This is a genomic window from Pusillimonas sp. DMV24BSW_D (genome assembly GCF_011388195.1).
GTDB lineage: Bacteria > Pseudomonadota > Gammaproteobacteria > Burkholderiales > Burkholderiaceae_B > Neopusillimonas > Neopusillimonas aestuarii.
Map to the genome: position 1 here is coordinate 2,746,025 of NZ_CP049990.1, position 18,896 is coordinate 2,764,920.

The 18,896-nt window shown below is 52.7% G+C and carries 22 protein-coding genes and 1 tRNA gene; 6 read left to right on the top strand and 17 right to left on the bottom strand.

Features of this window, described 5'->3' with window-relative positions; translation table 11 throughout:
* From G9Q38_RS13190 to G9Q38_RS13200, 3 genes are read left to right on the top strand one after another with little or no spacing between them, the layout of a single operon-like run.
* Positions 1-591, top strand: coding sequence for a SiaB family protein kinase (locus G9Q38_RS13190; protein WP_205962299.1), 591 nt, complete (start codon positions 1-3; stop codon positions 589-591).
* Between the two features lie 45 nt (positions 592-636).
* Positions 637-1,026, top strand: a complete 390-nt coding sequence (locus G9Q38_RS13195; protein WP_166131814.1) for a DUF1987 domain-containing protein — start codon at positions 637-639, stop codon at positions 1,024-1,026.
* 2 nt (positions 1,027-1,028) lie between these two features.
* The gene (locus tag G9Q38_RS13200; protein ID WP_228276133.1) at positions 1,029-1,769 is read left to right on the top strand and encodes a GGDEF domain-containing protein; all 741 of its coding nucleotides are present in this window, start codon (positions 1,029-1,031) and stop codon (positions 1,767-1,769) included.
* On the opposite strand, the gene G9Q38_RS13205 is transcribed toward G9Q38_RS13200, so the two are convergent.
* The 17 genes from G9Q38_RS13205 to cysS all read right to left on the bottom strand — a co-directional run bounded on the left by G9Q38_RS13205 (position 1,735) and on the right by cysS (position 16,609).
* Positions 1,735-2,529, bottom strand: coding sequence for an ABC transporter permease (locus G9Q38_RS13205; protein ID WP_166131817.1), 795 nt, complete (start codon positions 2,527-2,529; stop codon positions 1,735-1,737). The two genes, G9Q38_RS13200 and G9Q38_RS13205, sit on opposite strands and share 35 nt — an antisense overlap.
* A complete protein-coding gene (locus G9Q38_RS13210) occupies positions 2,522-3,223 on the bottom strand; it encodes an ABC transporter ATP-binding protein (RefSeq protein ID WP_166131820.1) in 702 nt (233 codons plus the stop codon). The genes G9Q38_RS13205 and G9Q38_RS13210 overlap by 8 nt, the downstream gene beginning before the upstream one ends.
* A gap of 11 nt (positions 3,224-3,234) precedes the next feature.
* On the bottom strand, positions 3,235-4,284 hold the full coding sequence (locus G9Q38_RS13215; RefSeq protein WP_166131823.1) for an NADP(H)-dependent aldo-keto reductase: 1,050 nt from the start codon (positions 4,282-4,284) through the stop codon (positions 3,235-3,237).
* 90 nt (positions 4,285-4,374) lie between these two features.
* The gene (locus G9Q38_RS13220) at positions 4,375-4,836 is read right to left on the bottom strand and encodes a MarR family winged helix-turn-helix transcriptional regulator (RefSeq protein ID WP_228276134.1); all 462 of its coding nucleotides are present in this window, start codon (positions 4,834-4,836) and stop codon (positions 4,375-4,377) included.
* A gap of 19 nt (positions 4,837-4,855) precedes the next feature.
* Complete coding sequence (locus G9Q38_RS13225; protein ID WP_228276135.1) at positions 4,856-5,608, bottom strand: ABC transporter permease; 753 nt, start codon at positions 5,606-5,608, stop codon at positions 4,856-4,858.
* Positions 5,605-6,396: an ABC transporter permease gene (locus G9Q38_RS13230; RefSeq protein ID WP_205962300.1), complete on the bottom strand. Its 792-nt coding sequence runs from the start codon at positions 6,394-6,396 to the stop codon at positions 5,605-5,607. Before G9Q38_RS13230 ends, G9Q38_RS13225 begins: the two co-directional genes overlap by 4 nt.
* On the bottom strand, positions 6,393-7,157 hold the full coding sequence (locus G9Q38_RS13235) for an ABC transporter ATP-binding protein (protein ID WP_166131825.1): 765 nt from the start codon (positions 7,155-7,157) through the stop codon (positions 6,393-6,395). Before G9Q38_RS13235 ends, G9Q38_RS13230 begins: the two co-directional genes overlap by 4 nt.
* A complete protein-coding gene (locus G9Q38_RS13240; RefSeq protein ID WP_166131828.1) occupies positions 7,158-8,153 on the bottom strand; it encodes an ABC transporter substrate-binding protein in 996 nt (331 codons plus the stop codon).
* Positions 8,143-9,150 carry a 3-hydroxybutyryl-CoA dehydrogenase gene (locus tag G9Q38_RS13245; RefSeq protein ID WP_166131831.1) on the bottom strand — a complete coding sequence of 336 codons (1,008 nt, stop codon included), beginning with the start codon at positions 9,148-9,150 and terminating at the stop codon, positions 8,143-8,145. Before G9Q38_RS13245 ends, G9Q38_RS13240 begins: the two co-directional genes overlap by 11 nt.
* 2 nt (positions 9,151-9,152) lie before the next feature.
* A complete protein-coding gene (locus tag G9Q38_RS13250) occupies positions 9,153-10,229 on the bottom strand; it encodes an NAD/NADP-dependent octopine/nopaline dehydrogenase family protein (protein WP_166131835.1) in 1,077 nt (358 codons plus the stop codon).
* Between the two features lie 145 nt (positions 10,230-10,374).
* Entirely contained in the window at positions 10,375-10,845 is a 471-nt protein-coding gene (locus G9Q38_RS13255; RefSeq protein WP_166131838.1) for a CopD family protein, read from the bottom strand.
* A 100-nt stretch (positions 10,846-10,945) separates the two neighbouring features.
* Positions 10,946-11,038, bottom strand: a tRNA-Ser gene (locus G9Q38_RS13260).
* Positions 11,039-11,101: 63 nt separating this feature from the next.
* A complete protein-coding gene (locus G9Q38_RS13265; RefSeq protein WP_119442120.1) occupies positions 11,102-12,388 on the bottom strand; it encodes an aspartate kinase in 1,287 nt (428 codons plus the stop codon).
* Positions 12,389-12,455: 67 nt separating this feature from the next.
* The gene (tilS, locus tag G9Q38_RS13270) at positions 12,456-13,472 is read right to left on the bottom strand and encodes a tRNA lysidine(34) synthetase TilS (protein WP_166131841.1); all 1,017 of its coding nucleotides are present in this window, start codon (positions 13,470-13,472) and stop codon (positions 12,456-12,458) included.
* Positions 13,473-13,493: 21 nt separating this feature from the next.
* Positions 13,494-14,459: an acetyl-CoA carboxylase carboxyltransferase subunit alpha gene (locus tag G9Q38_RS13275; protein WP_166131844.1), complete on the bottom strand. Its 966-nt coding sequence runs from the start codon at positions 14,457-14,459 to the stop codon at positions 13,494-13,496.
* A 32-nt stretch (positions 14,460-14,491) separates the two neighbouring features.
* Entirely contained in the window at positions 14,492-15,139 is a 648-nt protein-coding gene (locus G9Q38_RS13280) for a DNA-3-methyladenine glycosylase family protein (protein WP_166131847.1), read from the bottom strand.
* Positions 15,140-15,160: 21 nt separating this feature from the next.
* On the bottom strand, positions 15,161-16,609 hold the full coding sequence (cysS, locus tag G9Q38_RS13285; protein WP_166132417.1) for a cysteine--tRNA ligase: 1,449 nt from the start codon (positions 16,607-16,609) through the stop codon (positions 15,161-15,163).
* Between the two features lie 117 nt (positions 16,610-16,726).
* Here cysS and G9Q38_RS13290 point away from each other — a divergent pair, with 117 nt between their 5' ends.
* From G9Q38_RS13290 to G9Q38_RS13300, 3 genes are all read left to right on the top strand, one after another.
* Positions 16,727-17,386: a tetratricopeptide repeat protein gene (locus G9Q38_RS13290; protein WP_228276136.1), complete on the top strand. Its 660-nt coding sequence runs from the start codon at positions 16,727-16,729 to the stop codon at positions 17,384-17,386.
* 189 nt (positions 17,387-17,575) lie between these two features.
* Entirely contained in the window at positions 17,576-18,085 is a 510-nt protein-coding gene (locus G9Q38_RS13295) for a peptidylprolyl isomerase (RefSeq protein WP_205962301.1), read from the top strand.
* Positions 18,051-18,878 carry a UDP-2,3-diacylglucosamine diphosphatase gene (locus G9Q38_RS13300; protein ID WP_166131854.1) on the top strand — a complete coding sequence of 276 codons (828 nt, stop codon included), beginning with the start codon at positions 18,051-18,053 and terminating at the stop codon, positions 18,876-18,878. The genes G9Q38_RS13295 and G9Q38_RS13300 overlap by 35 nt, the downstream gene beginning before the upstream one ends.
* Positions 18,879-18,896 lie beyond the last annotated feature (18 nt).

Here is an 18,896-nt window from a genome sequence, read left to right on the forward strand (position 1 = left end):
ATGAACTACGCTGTTCTAACACAACGCGATAACACAAACCTGCATTGGCGCATTTTTTGTGAATGTGCCCAGGACCGCAATGTGATCTTTTATTACGAAGGCTATTTTTCACAAACCATTATCGCCGCAGTATCCGACGCAGTAAAAATGCGCACCGAACAAGTCGGCGCAGCCAATACAACAAGACGCAAACTGTTTTCGTCATTTATTGAGATGACACAGAACATTATTCACTATTCGGTCGACGCGTATGTAACTCAAGACAACCGACAGTTCAATAATGAGGTCAGGCACGGGTCCATTTGCATTTCAACACAGGCCGGCCGCTTCTACCTGCATTGCGCAAACCCGGTAAACGCCGCTGTAGCCCACCAGCTGCAACAAAAGCTTGAGCATCTACGCAGCCTGACTATTGATGACATCAAGCGTGAATACAAAAGAACGTTGCGCTCCGAGACCCCTGACGACAGCAAAGGAGCCGGTTTAGGCTTACTAACGGTTGCCCGGGACGCCAGTGCGCCCCTTGAGTTCGAGTTCACGCCCATAGAAAACAGTGACCATATGCTTTTTTACCTGAAAGCCACGATCTAGGACCTCACCTAATCAACCAACAGCAATCTCTATAGTCACCAAGCCATGAACAACCTCTATATCGCACCCACTGCAAGTTCCCCTGAAATTGACCTGCGTTTTGACGCTCGTCACTTTTTGATTAAAGGCGAGGCCTACCCGGAAAACGCTGCCCTCTTCTGGGGTGAAGTTATCAACAGCATACGACGCTTTGCCGAGGAGGACGCTTCGGTCGAAACATTAACGGTCGATGTCGTTCTAACGTACTTCAACAGCTCCAGCACCAAAATGCTGTTTTCATTCTTCGACATCCTTAACGAAAAAGCGGCGGGTGACACACCTGTCGTCTTGAATTGGTATCACGACGAAGAAGACGACACCATTTACGAATTTGGCCAGGAACTATGTGAAGATTTTCCCGATCTCACCTTTCATGATCACGCATTGCAGGGCTGAAAGTGGACAAGGCACTATTCGAAACTGAGATCAGCGTGTTAACGCAGGCACAAGCCACACTGGCGGCAACTGAACTGGATAAAGCACAATACCTGCATGCGCTGGCGGAACTAACGCACCATTACCAAAGGTTGATGCGGGAAATGCATCGTTTGATCCGGCACAGTGACCGCACCGAAGCAGAACTCAACACTGTGAATACGAAACTGCAGGAGTTGAGTGCCGAGCTGCAATACAAAGCGCGCCATGATCCGCTTACCGGGGCATTAAACCGCGGCGCAGTCTTTGAGCAGGCCCAAACACACCTCAGCGCCGCCCCCATGTCGTTGATTATGCTGGATATCGATCACTTCAAACGCATTAACGATACGTTCGGTCACCCAACGGGTGACGCCGTCATTCAGGAGCTTATAGAACGATTGCGCACCGCAGTGGGTAAACACGGTGATATTGGTCGCGTCGGCGGAGAAGAATTCACCATTTTGCTGCCGAATATGTCACTTGATCAGTCTAGCCAACTTGCCGAATATATCCGGCACCTTCTGGCAAATCAACCATTTGACTGCATTGCAACCGAATACACCGTCACCGCCAGCTTCGGCATTAGCTGGAGCCCATTCAAAACCGACTTTGAACACGCTTATGCGCGCGCCGACGCAGCCTTATACCGAGCCAAACAGCAGGGTCGAAATCAAGTTGTATCTGCTGCTAATCCAGATCAATTAACTGCTCCGCACGCGTAAAAAAACGCTTGCGATACCAAATGGTTACCAACACCGACGTAATCGCGGTGGCTGATGTGAGCATGAACATAACGATCAGCTGATAATGTACAGCTTGTGTAGGATCAGCCCCCGCCAGGATCTGACCCGTCATCATGCCGGGTAACGACACAATCCCCACCACCGCCAAAGCATTAATAGTCGGAATCAAAGCCGCAGTCATCGCCAAACGAACCGCACGGGCTGACGCCTGAGCCGGGCTGGCACCCAACGCCAGTCCAGCTTCGATCTCCTCTCGACGGCTTTCAAATTCCGAACGCACCCGCTCGGCTGCCAGCGCGGCACCATTCATGGCATTGCCGACAATCATCCCAAAAATAGGAATTAAGTAGCGCGGATCATACCAAGGGTCAATATTAACGACCACCAAATCGAGGTAGGCCATGGTAACTGCTGAACCAATTAAAATTGCACCCCCGCACAAAAACCGCAACGACATACGCGAGCCAATTTGCTCAACCCGGTTTGTGGCTGCAAACGTGGCGGCAATCACCATTACCAGTAGCACACCCAACACCAAATACCATTTATTGGTGGTGAACAACCACACTAACACCTGACCAATCAGCAACAGCTGCACGGTTGCACGCACGGCGCCAATAAAAAGACTTTTTCCCAAACCCAAACGTTGCCACCACGATAAGGCCATGGCAACCATCACAAGCGGAACCGCGAGTGCCAGATTGAACCAGTCTAAGCTCAGCGCAGTTTCATTAGACATGAACGGCTCCGCTTTCATTGCCGGAAGTTGCATCGCGATGTTCAATCACACGCCCCGCTTCGAACACAATGGTGTCTCCTCCCAGCGCTTCGCCCTCTTCCAGCCGATGCGTTGCCATAATCACCGTCACCCCGGAATGAGCCAATTTCTTCAAAGCCTCTACCAGACGCGCACCTGACTTGGGATCTAATGCCGATGTCGGTTCATCCAGTAAAAGCACCTCGGGCTTAGTTATTAAAGTTCGCGCCAAGGCAACGCGCTGCTTCTCTCCGCCCGAGAGCTGATCTGCCTCGCGGTCAGCGTAGCTTTCATTCAAGTCGGCCAGAACCAACACTTCATTTACACGATCGTGATCAGCTTTAGTGATTTTGCCATTGGCAAAACGCGCCGCCGTCAGAAGGTTGTGGGATACCGTCCCCTCGAACATCGCTGGTGCTTGAAACGCAAACCCCACGCATGTTCTAAGTTGGCGAACCGGGTACTGCTCAATCGGCCTGCCTTTAAACAGAATCTCGCCGGAAACCGGACTTTCCAGACGATTCAGCAAACGCAAAAACGAAGTTTTACCGCTGCCGCTACTACCGATCAAACAGGTTGGCCGGCCCGCGCGCAACTTCAGCGTGATGTTGTGCAGTACGATCCGTTTCTGGCGTTCGTGCACCACATCACGCAATTCAAAAGCGAATTCACTCATGGAGTTACGCTTTACGGCGCCGGGTTAGGGTATTTCAGGTGGATTGCGTCGATTTCGGCCAACACGTCGTCGGTTAAGGTCACGCTCAAGCTATCAATATTTTCCTTGAGCTGCCCCAGCGAAGTTGCACCCACCAAATTACTTACCGTAAACGGCCGCGTATTTACAAAAGCCAACGCCAATTGTGCAGGGGTTAAGCCCGCCTTCTTGGCCAACGCAACATACGCCGAGGTCGCCGCGACTGCTTGCGGATTGGTGTAGCGAACGAAGCGCTCGAACAAAGTAATACGGGCCCCTTCCGGGCGTGCCCCACCCTCATACTTGCCGGTTAGCGTACCAAAGCCCAAAGGAGAATACGCCAGAAGCCCCACTTTGTCGCGATGCGCAAATTCGGCCAGCCCCACTTCAAAAGTGCGGTTCAGCAGGTTATAGGGGTTCTGAATGGACACGATGCGTTCCAAACCAAGTCGTTCAGCCGCACTTAAGAACCGTGCCACGCCCCAAGGTGTTTCGTTGGACACCCCAATATGGCGAACCTTGCCTTGTTTCACAAAATCACTGAGCACCTCAAGGGTTTCCTCAATGGGGACGGTATGGGGCTCATCTTCCCAGGGATACGTATGACGGCCGAAGGTAATAGTGCTGCGATCAGGCCAATGCAACTGATACAAGTCGACGTAATCTGTTTGCAAGCGCTGCAAACTATCGTTCAGCGCCTCCGTTAAGTTGGGGCGATCGAACTGGTTAGTCGCACCGCGAATATGGCTGGGACGCCCGGCCTGACGCGACGGCCCGGCAATTTTGGTTGCCAGGAAAATTTTGTCGCGTAAGCCTGTTTTCTTTAACCAAGTGCCAATATAGCGTTCGGTGCTCCCTTGCGTTTCGGCTTTGGGCGGTACGGGATACATTTCCGCTGTATCGAACAGATTCACGCCCTGCTCGAACGCGTAATCCATTTGCTCATGCGCCTGTGCTTCATTGTTCTGCTCGCCCCAGGTCATGGTACCCAGACCGATTGCACTCACTTCAACATGTGTTTGTCCTAGCTTGCGATACTGCATTGTCACTCCTTGCGGATCTACGATACGTAACTTTTATGCATTGTATCCGCTAACACAGCCCTTCGCCCTACGAGAGAACTGCAGACAAGCTTAAGCGAAATTACCCCAAATCTTCTTCAACAACCTCTGAAACTCGTGTTGCTCCTTGATCGTTAACCCCTTCACTGAGCGCTCATAAATAGCCCAGGCCGGTGGCAAGACCTTGTGGAACTGCTTTTCTCCGGCAGGCAATAAATGGATCTCCAGCACACGTTGGTCGGTTGCGCTGGGCTCCCGGCGCACATAACCGGCTTTTTCCATCACAGTAAGGGCGCGCGACAAGGTCGCCTGATCCACGCCTGCCGCATTGGCCAGTGCACTAATACCCAAGCCATCGGTTTCACGCAAAAATGCCAGCACACGCCAGTGAAGCAGCGTCATGCCGTGCTCACGCAATAAAACCTGGAAATCGGCATTAACAGCACCCGTAGTGCGATTAAGCACATAGGGCATAAACGTTTCATGGCCTTGATATGTTTGCGTAAAATCTTGCTCTTGTTTCGTGGATTTCACTTTCTTTGCCCGATTCTGATTATCCGCTACGGTCGACAACTCGTTGTAGCGTGCCAATCAGCCAGTTTAACGCCAAGCCTACAATACAAATCCAAACCAACGGAACAAACATATCCAAAGTTCGATAAGCACGGGCGGCAACGGTTAGCATGTGTCCCAAGCCGTCGGTGGACGCAATCATTTCAGCCAGAAAAACCACCACACAAGCAATCACACCCGCGACGCGCACACCAGCCAGAACCGTTGGAACGATCGACGGTAGCGTCACCTTCCACAAACAAGCAATGTTCGACGTACCTGCCGCACGGGCAGACCAAATCAATTTGCGATCGACCGCACGTGCTGCCGACCACGTTGCCATAAGAACGGGAAACAAGGCATCAGCAACAATCAACGCTACTTTCGACGCATTTTCGAAACCGAAAATCAGGATAAGGGCCGGATACAGAGCAATCTTGGGAATGGGCGCCAGCAAACGCACCAGGGCGTCAAGCAGTGCCGCACTAAAGCGCGATAATTGTGCCGCCAGCCCCAGTACCACGCCCAACACAACCGCCAGGCTTAACCCAATGGCTAACCGGTACAAGGTAATACCAAAATTGCCCCAAAACTCCGCGCTTGCCGCCTGTTCCAGCAAGCGAACGACAATATCGGACGGCGCAGGCAAAAGTTGTGGCTCGATCAGCCCCGCCCGGCACACAACTTCCCAAACGACCAACACAAACAACGGGGAAATACATAAACGCCCCCAACCCATCATGGTTTGAGTCATGCGCCCCCCTCGTTTGAATCGGCCCAACGGGTTAAATATCGCCGAACACGCTCGAACACGGCATCAAGCACAAAACCCAGTATTGCCAACACCAGGATGGCGGCATAAACCGTTGCATACTGCGCCATGTCCATGGATGTGAATAATAAATTCCCCACCCCTTCCTGGCGCGCAATCATTTCCGACGACACCATCACAATCAGGGCCATCACCACCCCAACCCGGCAACCAATCATGATTTCAGGTAACGCAGCCGGCAAAATTACCTTGAACAAGCGGGCCACCGGCCCCATGCCCATCGCTTGCGCAACCCACACCAATTTACGCTCAACACGGCATGCTCCCTGGTAACTATGGTAAAGCACGGGCAAACTCACCCCCATGGCAATCACGAAAATTTTGGAAAAGCTACCCAAACCGAACCAAAGCATCAAAATAGGCATTAACGCCGCCTTGGGCATCGGGTAAGCCAATGAAACCAAGGGGTAAAAAATTTGATAAATGATTCGGCTGCGCCCCATTGCCAGACCCAAGGGAATCGCAACCAATAAAGCCCATACATAACCTGCAAACATTCGACCAACCGACTGCAGAATTGCCCACAAAGCAGCAGGGTCGGTAATTAAAAAACGCAGTTCCTTCACTGCCGCTATTGGGCCTGGAAACGACGTGAAACCCAAAAACCTTGACGCAGCCGACCACAGTACACCAAGAAAAAGTATTGCCAGCACAATGCCGACAGCGGGATGCTCGTACCATCGCAACGAACGACCTGCAGCGTGCTTCACACGTGCTCCTTCTCGGTAAGCAGGTTTTCAAGATGAACGATGTAGTTTTGATAATCGCGGTTAAGCAACAGCTCTGCACGCACACGAGGCCGTGGCAAGTCGATATCAATGACTTCCCGAACCGAACCCGGACTACCGGTTAGTACCACCACCCTATCGGACAAATACACCGCTTCATCAACTGCATGGGTGACGAACAACACCGTATTGCGTAGCTGTTCCCAAAGCGATAACAACTCGGCCTGCAACACCAGACGCGTGTGCGCATCCAATGCGCCGAACGGTTCGTCCATAAGCAAAATGGCGGGTTCATAAGCCAGCGTGCGTGCAATAGCGGCCCGCTGGCGCATGCCTCCCGACAGTTCACGCGGATAAAATCCGGCATATTTATCGAGGTTGACCTTCTCGAGCCACGACAAGGCGCGTGCCTGGGCCTGCGCTTTGGGCACACCCTGTTCACGCAAACCATAGGCTACATTTCCCAGTACTGTTTTCCAGGGGAATAACGCATACTCCTGAAAAACCGGCCCGCGATCGGGGCCGGGTTGAACAATACGTTTGCCATCCACCTTAACCGCACCCTCGGTAGGCTGCTCGAAGCCGCCCACAATGTAGAGCAAGGTGCTTTTCCCGCAACCGCTTGGCCCAAGAATCGAGACAAACTGACCTGCGGGAATCTGCAAGTCGATATCCACCAAGGCGGGATGCGCCTTGCCGCTTGCCGTTTTAAACGTTTTATTCAGGTGCTCAATACTGATCATTTACTTTACCGGCGCAATAATATCGTCACGAACAAACTCTTTGATATCAAGCGATTCCTTCAAGAAACCGGCTTCATGGTAAAGGTCGAAAGTTTCCTGAATCGCATCGATATTAGGCTGCATATTCGGTTCGCGATGGAAATCTTTTGGTGTCAGCAAATATTTGGAAAATACCGCCGCCGGTGCGCGGGTAATTTCCGAAGTCACCTCAGCAGCCAACGCGGGGTTTTCCTTTAATTTGGCCATGGCATTCTGCAAATCTTTAACATAGGCCTTGACCACTTCAGGATTGGCATCGGTATAAGCCTGGCTGCAACCTTCAAAAATCTGCACGTTGGGATTTTGTACATCCAGCAGTTTGAATAAAGGCCGCAAACCGCCTTTTTCTTCGTTCAGAACCGTGAACGGCGGAACCATGGGGCCGGCGTCAACACGCCCTGAGCGAATGGCATCGGCGGAAGGAGGAAAGCCGGTTTCAACGATTTTGACGTCTTTTTCAGGGTCAAGACCATTTTCTTTTAGCCAAAGCAGCATGTGGTAATACACACCCGAACCATACGCATTTGTACCAATCACTTTACCTTTCAAGTCTTGGGCCGATTTAATCGGACTATCTTCCTTAACCGCCCAATACACCGAAAAACTACCGGGCTCTTCCGCCGCATGTTGTGCAACGATATAAGGCTTCAAGCCGCTTTCAATATAACCTTGCGCCATCGACATGGGCGCCATCGTTGCGCAATCAAGTACATCGGCGCGCATGGCCTGAACCATCGGAGACGTTCCCTGAAACTGCGTCCATTTAATCGTGTACTTTTTTCCTAAATCGGGGAAAAGTTCGGGGCGTTTCATCATCAGGTACTTCGACTCTTCCGCCGGAATCGTCCAGCCTACCCTTAGCTCCGGCACGTCGGCCGCTACGGCCGGCGCGTGAACAGCGGTGGCCAACGTAGCCGTTGCCGTTGCGGCCAGTAATGCTTTGACTTTAGTTTTCATCGCTTATTTCCTTAACAGTGGTGGAAGGAATGCTTTGGTCCAAACCAAAATGCCGTAGCATGCCCAAAGTACGTGCCAGCACATCACGCCGGTACGCGTTCAAGTCGACGCCCTCGTAAGACAAAAAACCATTTGCCGACCGCAAACCGATTTTGCCCTCATGCATATATCGTTTGATAATGTCGGGAGCGGCATATCGGGATGCGTCGAGGTTGTCGGAAAGATAGTGGCTGGCATGGTAAAGAATATCGTTCCCACCATAATCAATGAATTCCAGCACACCAATACTGGCGAAACGAAAACCTAGGCCGTAGCGTGTCGCGCGGTCAATTTCTTCAACCGTTGCAACGCCCTCTTCAACCATACGGGCCGCCTCGTTCATAATTAAAGTTTGCAGGCGTGGCACAATGAAACCGGGCGAGCAAGCGCACTGTACAGGCACTTTACCAATGCCCGTGAGGCTCTCTTTCAATGCGTCCAGCGCTTCGCTACTGGTTTGATCGTGTGCACTGATTTCAACCAACGGAATGACGTAGGCGGGATTCAACCAGTGCGCATTCATGAAACGCCGCGGATGAGTCACCATACCGGCAAGTTCCGAGGCAAGCATGGTGGACGTCGTGGACGCAATAATGGCCGTGTCCGGCGCGCTCTCGCATATACGTTTCAAGGCATCGCGTTTAGCCTCGAGCGTTTCGGGCACGCCTTCATAAATAATTCCGGCGGTTTTCAATACGTCGCCGGCATGAGCCAAATCAACAATATCAATACGCCGGCGAATTGAAGCGACTTGGTCTGCACTAAATAATTCGAGATCGGCTAATTGTTGCAAGGCCGTAATCAGTTCTTGGTCGATCTCCTCCGACAACGCCTGAAATTGTCCGGCATCACGCGGCTTGAAATCCACAACGGCGACGCTTTGCCCACGAATGGCATAGGCCAAAGCAATGCCCCTGCCCATGCGTCCCGCACCAATTGCAATAATAGATGCAGCCATATTCAGTGCTTTCCGGTAACCAGCATTTCACGCAAATCATCTTTACCCAGACTTGCCAAACCCAGCGTTGCAAGCGAACGCGGCCCTTTACGCAGATCTTGCCCGACAATGCCGCCGGCAATAGCCAGCAACCCTTGGCTAATCGGCGCATCGACATTGGCCCAGTCTCCGACCGAAGCCTGAAACGATAAACCCAGCATCGTGTCTTCGGTCATGTAACGATGGTGGTGTAAATCGATATGTTCACGCCAATCGCCGCTTTTCACCAACTTTTTATGCACATTCCCATACATCCATTTGTCACTGTTGTAATGATCAGCCAAAGGGAAATGAGGTGCGCCGTAACCCAGCGCTTCGCGGATGGCAATGCGCTCCAGATCGAGCTTGTCGGTTACTGACCGGACCGCAGGTTGCGTACCTTCGTTATGAATGTCCCACGCTTCGAAATGCTGCAAGGGCGCTGCGTTCATCAGAATAAGTGGGGGATGGATAATAGGGCCCGCGTTCATCAACGCACCCGACATGGCATCTTCACACGGCTCGATCACCGGGAACGCTTCACGAATGACGCTTAAACCATGCTCGGTTCGAGCGGCTGGGTACACCCCGGTGGGCAGCCGGGTTGCCCGCGTGGTGATCGCAACCGTATTAGGCCCATGTTTACGCACCAGCCATGGCAATGTGCCTGTTTCCGCCCAGGTTACTTCGGCTTTATTACCCGCCGCTTTCACCGCTTCCGCCATAATGAAGCTGCCGAACGTGCCGGGCGGCAGGTACACAACCTGCCCATCGGTTAAATGTGGCGCCATCGCATGCGCGATATCCAGTTGTGCAAGAGCCGGGGTGGGAATAACGATGAGCTGCGCGCCTTTCAATGCCTCGGAAATATCCGTGCATACATGCGCGATTCGGATATCGCGCTGGCCTTCTTCGTCTTTTACAGTAATGCAACCACTGTCAATAACGGGCTGCAACGCGGCGGTATCCCGCCGCCAGAAACTAACCTCGTGCCCAGCTTCGCTTAGGTCTGCGGCAGCCGCATAACAACCATGACCACCCCCCAAAACTGCTACTTTCATTCCAACTCCCTGTTAGCAAAATATATGCAGATGCATACAATGAGTTAACAGTAAGGGATTTGGAACTCAACCAACAATAAGGGTTAGTGCGGATTTTGCCAAAAAACGGGATGGGGATTTCCCGAATCGGGAAAACGGTGTCCTCTTAATACATTGACGCAACGACAACAATAACCAGACCCAGGACCATGTTGACGGTAACCCATTTACGTACCCGAGACAGCGCCGCAGCAGCCGATGGCCAATCTGCCGTGGAGACTGCCTCAACCATGGGCGGATAAAACCTGAAACGAATCACGAAAAAGATCACAACCATGACAACGCCCAACGTAGCCATAATTGTCCAGGCCAAGGGCATATTAAACTCCATGCCTGCCTGCACCATAACTTTGGCTGCCCTGCCAATCATCCATAACCCCGTCGCCAACACAATCAAGGCAGCCCAAAGTACATGGCCAAAAAACCGTTTTAAGACACTGCACATGAGCGCGAGCCGGGTGGGCGGATCAAATTCAGTTAATGAGGGGCGCAAATAAAAATGCGCAAACACCATACCGCCAACCCATAGAACCACTGCCAGAACATGCAGCGTTTTTAATAATGCGTCTAAAACCATGTGGCCACCTCTTTAAGCGTTAGGGTCTAGCGTACCAAAAGAAAAACCCGCAAGGGTAATTACCTTTGCGGGTTTTTGAAAACCAAGTGCCAAAAAGTTCTGGCGGAGATGGAGGGATTCGAACCCTCGATACGGGTATAAGCCGTATGCTCCCTTAGCAGGGGAGTACCTTCAACCACTCGGCCACATCTCCAGTTAAGCTCAATATTCTAGCATAAGAATACGCACTTAATTCGCGCCTTAGAGGTGAAACTTCTTAAGTTTCGTCAGTTTCATCCACCACAGGGATATCGCCGTCTTGGTCGAGCCCAAAAGCTTTATGCAAAGCGCGCACGGCCAATTCCATGTATTTATCGCTGATCACCACCGATGTTTTGATCTCGCTGGTACTGATCATTTGAATGTTAATGCCCTCTTCACTTAGCGTGCGGAACATGAGGCTGGCAATACCGACGTGGCTGCGCATACCAATACCCACCACCGATACCTTGCAGACTTTTTCGTCGGCCTGAACTTCGCGTGCACCAACGGCCGGCGCAACCTGGTTCTTCAACACTTCAAGCGCACGTGGGAAGTCGTTGCGGTTTACGGTAAATGAAAAGTCGGTTGTGCCATGAACCGACTGGTTCTGCAGGATTACATCGACGTTGATATTGGCTGCGGCAACAGGACCAAGAATCGAGTAGGCTACGCCCGGCTTATCCGGAACCGCCAATAGTGTCAGTTTGGCCTCATCACGGCTGAAGGCAATGCCCGAAACAACGGCTGCTTCCATTTTCTGGTCATCCTCAAAAGTAATTAGAGTGCCTGAATTCATTTCCTCTTCAAGCGGCATCAGGGGGTCGGTAAGCGACGACAACACACGCACTGGAATGCGGTATTTACCGGCAAACTCAACTGAACGAATTTGCAGCACCTTGGAACCCAGCGACGCCATTTCCAGCATTTCTTCAAAGGAAATAACGTTTAACCGACGGGCCTGGGGTACAACACGCGGGTCGGTGGTATAAACACCGTCGACATCGGTGTAAATCAAACATTCCTCGGCACCAATGGCAGCGGCAATGGCCACCGCCGAGGTATCCGAACCACCCCGCCCCAACGTGGTGATATGACCTTCGTCGTTGATGCCTTGGAAACCTGTTACGACGACCACACGACCTTCGGACAGGTCGCCTTTGATGCGGGTGTCGTCGATAGAGGTAATACGCGCTTTCGTATAGGCGGCATCGGTTTTCACAGGAACCTGCCAACCGGTATAACTGCGGGCCGGAACGCCCTGCGCCATTAACGCCATAGCCAACAGTGCGCTACTGGCTTGCTCGCCGGTTGCAGCCAGCATGTCTTGCTCGCGCTCATTCGGCTGCGGGGAAATTTCCTTGGCCAGGCCGAGCAAACGATTCGTTTCACCCGACATGGCGGAAGGCACCACTACAACCTGGTGCCCCGCTGCATGCCACTTGGCCACGCGCTTGGCCACGTTCTGGATGCGCTCAACCGAGCCCATCGAAGTACCGCCATATTTATGAACTATCAGGGACATCTTTTCCTCTGAATTGTGTGTGTGTGTTGTCGCTAATGTCCGACAAATAAAACCATCAATTGTAACATCAGCAGCCGGTTTTGCCGACCCCCTGCAGGCATACCCGACCTTTTTCACAACTGATAATATGGCCTGCATGACGCAAACGCATATGGCGATCATGCCCCAAGGCGTGCAGATTGCGCAACTGTTTGATGAGCTCATTCAAGCGTGCCTCGGAAGGCATCGGCAAGCCATGAAACTGAAGCCAATAACGTAAAACATGCGATTGGCGGGCCGGGCTAAATGCGCGCCACCGCACCAGGTCAAAACTGGTTTTATCAACCGAAGGTTCCAGTGTGTCGAAATCGTTTAACGCGACCTCCTGGAGAATTTCACGGGCTTGCGCGCTTTGCCGCGCATGGCGCACGACATTTGCCCGCCAAGCCGGCCAACGCTCATCGAGTTCCGGCACTAAACGGCCTCGCAACGCGCTACGGGTATAGTGATCTTGTTGGTTACTGGGGTCGGCAACCGGATACCAGCCGGTTTGCGCAGCATACTCTTCCGCCAATGCCTCAAGGGTTTTACGTGGCACATCAAGCCACGGGCGAATCAGGCATAACTCACCCCGCGTAGACACAGGCGACATGGCAGCCAGGCCATGCGGGCCGGCACCACGCAACAACCGCAATAAAACCGTTTCCGCCTGGTCGTTTTGATGATGGCCCAGCAATAAATGCGAAACCTGCACTTTGCCGGCAAGCTGCGCGAGCGCGCGGTAACGACCTTCACGCGCCGCCGCCTCTACACCCTTTCCGCCTTTTGATTCGATGCTGATGCGAACACTGTGACAGGGCACTTGAAGCTGGTGCGCCAGATCGTGTACGCGGTGCTGCCATTGATCGGCCGCATCGTGTAACCCATGATGAACGTGAAACAGGTGCAATGTTATGCCATGGGCACGCGCCCAATAGCAAGCATGTACTGCCAACATGGATGAGTCGACACCACCACTGACGGCCACTCCCAGCGGCCCCTTTGACGACGGCGCCTGAGCTACGGCTTTCTTTATGAGGTCGACCAGGCCTGGATCAGGAAACATGGTGCCCCGGCATGCAACGGATTAAACGCGTGCCTCTTGGTAGCGGCCATACGACATCAGCCGCTGTAAACGATGCTCAAGCATTTGTTCGGTCGTCATGTTGGCCACCTGGCGATACGCGTCGGCCAGCGCACGCCCCAAACTGCGCGCCATGGCCACCGGATCACGGTGGGCACCGCCAACCGGTTCTTCAACCACCTGATCTACCAGGCCCAACTCTTTCAAGCGGGGAGCCGTAATAGCCAAAGCTTCAGCCGCTATCGGCGCCTTGTCGGCACTGCGCCACAAAATGGACGCACAGCCTTCAGGAGAAATTACCGCATACGTGGCGTACTGCAGCATCATGACGGCATCGCCCACCGCAATGGCCAAAGCACCGCCCGAGCCGCCTTCCCCGATAATGGTCGTAATAATCGGGACACGCAACTCAGCCATTGCATACAAATTATGCCCGATGGCCTCGGACTGACCACGCTCTTCGGCACCAATCCCGGGGTAAGCACCCGGTGTATCCACGAACGTAAATACCGGCAAACGGAACTTTTCCGCCAATCGCATCAAACGCATGGCTTTACGATAGCCTTCCGGTCGCGGCATACCAAAATTACGCATTGACCGCTCTTTGGTGTCGCGCCCTTTCTGGTGGCCAATAACCATACAAGGCGTCCCATTAAAGCGCGCCAAACCACCTACGATTGACTGGTCGTCGGCGTACATGCGGTCGCCGTGCAACTCGTGAAAATCGGTAAACAGCTCGCGGATGTAATCAAACGTGTACGGCCGTTGCGGATGACGGGCAACCAGCGCGGTTTGCCAAGGTGTCAGTTTTGCGTAGATACTTTTTGCCAGCGTCTGGCTTTTCTGTTGCAGTCGCCCCACTTCGTCTGAAATATCCACTGCCGAGTCGGCCTGCACGTAGCGCAATTGCTCGATCTTGTGCTCCAGCTCGGCCAGAGGCTGTTCGAATTCGAGAAAGGTATTTCGCATAAGTACTTGTTTTCCAGTTTGGTTTTACGACTTTAGTGCGACTGGGCACCGGAATCAAGGCTGCGCCACATATACCATGTTGCAACCGTACGCCAGGGTGCCCACGCCTGCGCTACCTCGCGGGCCTCAAAGCGCGAAACAGGCTCACCACTAAAGTAGTGTAAAGAAATTGCCTTAATCAAACCAGCGTCGTCCAGCGGCAATACGTTGGGTCGCTGTAAATTGAAAATCAAAAACATCTCGGCCGTCCAGCGTCCGATGCCTCGAATGTTGCACAACGAAGCGATGACCTCTTCATCATCCATTCCGGCCCAGGCGGCAGGCCGAACTTTCCGTTCAGCAAACCGCACGGCCAAATCGGATACGTACTCCGCCTTACGCCGAGACAGCCCGACACTGCGCAATGTATCGAGATCGTGCTTCAAAACGGCGGCCGGCGAAGGGCGGCGGCCGCATAAGCCCGTAAACCTGCCCCATATACTATCAGCGGCCTTGGTTGACACCTGCTGACTAATGATGGCCCGCGCCAAGGTCATGAAAGGCGGGAAAGGCGGCTTTAAACTATCACTTTGGTAAGCCGGAATAATTTTACGAAGAATCCGGTCTCGTCGCATTAATTGCTTCGATGCCTCATCCCAAAATTCCGGTTTATGTGCAGGGACTTCCAATTGATTGGACATAAAGTTGTTCAGCTACCTATTCTATGCCCGCCGCCACTGGGTGACACCACCCGGCTTATCCTCAAGCTCAACCCCGGCCTGGCGTAATTGTTCGCGAATCATGTCTGCGCGGGCAAAGTCACGCGCGTTTTTAGCTGCGCTGCGCTCCTCAACCAACGCGTCGATGCGCGAATCATCGAGCGTTTCAAATGACTCAGACTGACCAATATAACGGCTTGCACAGCGTGAATAAACCGCCGGATCCACCTGTAACAGCCCCAGAACGGCACCCAACGCTTTCAACAACCCCGCAACGCGCGATGAACCCGTGCGATTCACCTCACCGGCCAGTTCGAATAAAACAGCTACCGCACCCGACGTGTTGAAGTCATCGTTCATTGCATCGCGAAAACCCGACACTTCCGATGCCGACCAATCGATTTCAACGTCTTCCGGCGCAACATTCAATAGCGTTTGATACAACCGATCGAGCGCATTTTGGGCATCGCGCAGATTATCGGGAGTGTAATTCTGAATACTACGATAATGATTGCGCACGATGAAAAACCGCAACATTTCAGCTTCGCGCGCATTGGCTTGATACTGCGCAGCACTCTCATGAGTAGCGCCGGCTGCGGCAATGGTGTCGCGAATCGTGCGAAAGTTACCCAGCGACTTCGACATTTTGTCGGCATCCACCATCAACGGACCGCAATGCATCCAGGTATTGGCCAGTTGTGTACCGAAGGCCCCTTCAGACTGGGCTATTTCGTTTTCATGGTGCGGAAATTTCAGGTCGGGCCCACCACCGTGAATATCCAGTGGAATTCCCAGTAAAGCGCGACTCATGGCCGAACACTCAATGTGCCACCCCGGGCGCCCCAGGCCATAGGGCGACGACCACTTCGACTCTTCAGGCTCATCTGGTTTGGCCGACTTCCACAGTACAAAATCAAGCGGATCCCGTTTATCGGAATCAACAGCAACCCGTTCGCCGGCCCGCAAATCATCAAGCGACTTGCCCGACAACTTGCCATATCCTTTAAAGCTTCGTACAGCGTAATTCACATCGCCGCTGTTTGCACGGTATGCCAAGCCTTTTTCTTCAAGGCGACCGATAATATCAAGCATGGCACCCACGTGCTCCGTCGCCAGGGGCTCGGAGTCGGGTGGCTGCACGCCCAATGCCGCCTCGTCGGCGTGCATGGCGTCTATGTAATAAGACGTCACCTCGCCCAGCCGCTGCCCTGTTTGCACCGCTTTGCGAATGATCTTGTCGTCGATATCGGTAATATTGCGCACATAATGTACGTCGTAACCCAACACGCGCAGCCAACGCTGAATAACATCGAAGCTGACCAGCATGCGGGCGTGCCCGAGATGGCAGTAGTCGTACACGGTCATGCCGCAGACATACATGCGGACACGGCCTGGTTCAACAGGTTGGAAAGGCTCTTTACGCCGGGAAAGGGTGTTATAAATGTGCAGCATCTGCGCTATGGCTCGCGTTTGAGTTTCAAGCAAGGCTAAAATGGCGGTCGATAAGTATAGCAATTCCACATGGAACCGGCTTTTGTGGCCGGATACCTTTTTTCACAGGACACATCAGTGCGTCAAATTATTGGTCGAATTTGTTTATCTGTCATGCTGGCACTGCCCGTATTTGCGGTTTCAGCGCAAGCCACAGCTCAAACAAAAGGCAATACAGATGAGAAACTTTTCAACGACCCGCCTGCCGCCGATAGGGGCTGGCAGGGGCTGGCCAACGTCCTTGAAGCGCTCTCACCCGGCGTTGACACCTCGCTACCGCTAACGCCTTCTCAAATTACAGACCGCATTGAACAAATGATTAACCAGGGGCGAGCGCAAGAAGCATTGGAAATTATCCAGAAACGCGAAGCCCAACGCGCAGAATCGCAAGCGCTGGGCGAAGATGTGCAACTCATGTTTCTTCACGCGCGGGCCCTGGCTGCCACCGGGCGCGAAACTGAGGCCGAACAAATCTATCGCGACATGACCATCACCTACCCTGAGCTGCCTGAGCCTTGGAATAACCTTGCTTCAATTTACATTAAACAAAAACAGCTTGATCGGGCCCAGGACGCACTCTCAATGGCACTCTCCGCCTTCCCCGAGTACGATCTGGCCCGATACAATTTAGGCCAGGTGCAGCTTATGCAAGCCTACGAGTCTTTCTCCCAAGCGGGGCAATCAGGTATTGCAGACGCAACCCTAAAAGCGCAAGAAGTGCAACGCATCCTGGAATAAGCATTCATTTCTGCGCCACATGACAACCGTCTTTAATCATTTTTTTCTGCCGCTTTCGCCGCCATGACGCAATTTACAAAAAAGCTGTTTCGCAACGCTTTCTTTCTTTCGTTTTTACTGGCGTTTGCCACGTTTCTGAGTAGCGCGACAGCTGCCAATTCCAATAATCACTCAACACAAGGTGAATCCATGAGCAACCAACCTCAAGTTCGCATACAAACCAATCACGGTGAAATGCTGATCCAGCTAAACGCCGAAAAAGCCCCCAAAACCGTTGAAAACTTCTTAACGTACGTACGCGAAGGCTTCTACGACGGCACAGTTTTTCATCGTGTCATCAATAACTTCATGATTCAGGGCGGTGGATTCGAGGCCGGCATGAAACAAAAAGAGACTCACGCTCCTATTGAAAACGAAGCTGATAATGGCCTTAAAAATAATCGCTACACGCTGGCAATGGCGCGTACCAGCGACCCACACTCAGCCACAGCGCAGTTTTTCATCAATGTTTCAGACAACGACTTCCTGAACTTTACCGCCCCTACCAGCAACGGCTGGGGCTACGCCGTATTTGGCGAGGTCATTGAAGGTACTGAAGTCGTCGACAAGATCAAAAACGTCAGCACTGGAAACAAAGGCTTCCATCAAGACGTGCCCGTCGAAGATGTCATCATTGAAAAAGCCGTTGTTGTCGAATAAGCTTGAACTAACCGGTACTGTCTGGTTGGCCTCGGATATTCATCTGGGGCCGGGCACACCAAAAACCTGGGCACAATTTTCTGCGTTTCTTCAGCGCGCCGGCAACGAGGCCGACGCCTTGATTATCGGCGGTGATTTATTCGATGCCTGGGTCGGTGACGACGTCGCCCTGAACGCCCCTTCCGAGTGGCTGGTCAACGTATTGAATCAGTTGGCCGACACCGGCCGAAAAACGCAGTTGTATATTGCACGGGGTAACCGCGACTTCCTGATCGGCCGGCAATTGTGTAACCGCATTCACGCAACACTATTGCCTGAGCCGGCCTTTATTCAAACCGATTTTGGACCCATTCTTTTCACTCACGGCGATGAGCTTTGCACAGACGACAAGTCTTATCAACGCTTTCGAAGCGTCGTGCGCAACCAGACCGTTCAGAAATTATTCTTTTCGTTGGGTATGCCGTTGCGTGAACGCATCGCGCGCATGGCACGCCAACGCAGCATGCGGGCCAATAAAACGAAGCGCGCCGAAATTATGGACGTTAACGCTGTCGCCGTAAAAGATATGTTCATGAACTACAATATAAAAACATTGGTTCACGGCCACACACACCGCCCGGCTGTTCGCGTATTCGACCTGGGTCAAAGCGGTGTCCTTCGACATGTTGTTTTACCCGACTGGGACTACGACCACAGCGAAAGCCCCCGAGGAGGCTGGTTGCACATTACAGCCGATACATTGAAGCTGATTAGTACAACCAACCACGACTTTCCGATATTCGAACGCCCCTGATATTTATTCGGCGATCAG

Bases quoted from the DNA above. Each gene is read 5' to 3' on its own strand.
- G9Q38_RS13190 (WP_205962299.1), top strand. From the start codon at position 1: ATGAACTACGCTGTTCTAACACAACGCGATAACACAAACCTGCATTGG.
- G9Q38_RS13195 (WP_166131814.1), top strand. From the start codon at position 637: ATGAACAACCTCTATATCGCACCCACTGCAAGTTCCCCTGAAATTGAC.
- G9Q38_RS13205 (WP_166131817.1), bottom strand. From the start codon at position 2,529: ATGTCTAATGAAACTGCGCTGAGCTTAGACTGGTTCAATCTGGCACTC.
- G9Q38_RS13210 (WP_166131820.1), bottom strand. From the start codon at position 3,223: ATGAGTGAATTCGCTTTTGAATTGCGTGATGTGGTGCACGAACGCCAG.
- G9Q38_RS13215 (WP_166131823.1), bottom strand. From the start codon at position 4,284: ATGCAGTATCGCAAGCTAGGACAAACACATGTTGAAGTGAGTGCAATC.
- G9Q38_RS13225 (WP_228276135.1), bottom strand. From the start codon at position 5,608: ATGACTCAAACCATGATGGGTTGGGGGCGTTTATGTATTTCCCCGTTG.
- G9Q38_RS13235 (WP_166131825.1), bottom strand. From the start codon at position 7,157: ATGATCAGTATTGAGCACCTGAATAAAACGTTTAAAACGGCAAGCGGC.
- G9Q38_RS13240 (WP_166131828.1), bottom strand. From the start codon at position 8,153: ATGAAAACTAAAGTCAAAGCATTACTGGCCGCAACGGCAACGGCTACG.
- G9Q38_RS13245 (WP_166131831.1), bottom strand. From the start codon at position 9,150: ATGGCTGCATCTATTATTGCAATTGGTGCGGGACGCATGGGCAGGGGC.
- G9Q38_RS13250 (WP_166131835.1), bottom strand. From the start codon at position 10,229: ATGAAAGTAGCAGTTTTGGGGGGTGGTCATGGTTGTTATGCGGCTGCC.
- G9Q38_RS13255 (WP_166131838.1), bottom strand. From the start codon at position 10,845: ATGGTTTTAGACGCATTATTAAAAACGCTGCATGTTCTGGCAGTGGTT.
- G9Q38_RS13265 (WP_119442120.1), bottom strand. From the start codon at position 12,388: ATGTCCCTGATAGTTCATAAATATGGCGGTACTTCGATGGGCTCGGTT.
- tilS (WP_166131841.1), bottom strand. From the start codon at position 13,472: ATGTTTCCTGATCCAGGCCTGGTCGACCTCATAAAGAAAGCCGTAGCT.
- G9Q38_RS13275 (WP_166131844.1), bottom strand. From the start codon at position 14,459: ATGCGAAATACCTTTCTCGAATTCGAACAGCCTCTGGCCGAGCTGGAG.
- G9Q38_RS13280 (WP_166131847.1), bottom strand. From the start codon at position 15,139: ATGTCCAATCAATTGGAAGTCCCTGCACATAAACCGGAATTTTGGGAT.
- cysS (WP_166132417.1), bottom strand. From the start codon at position 16,609: ATGCTGCACATTTATAACACCCTTTCCCGGCGTAAAGAGCCTTTCCAA.
- G9Q38_RS13295 (WP_205962301.1), top strand. From the start codon at position 17,576: ATGAGCAACCAACCTCAAGTTCGCATACAAACCAATCACGGTGAAATG.
- G9Q38_RS13300 (WP_166131854.1), top strand. From the start codon at position 18,051: ATGTCATCATTGAAAAAGCCGTTGTTGTCGAATAAGCTTGAACTAACC.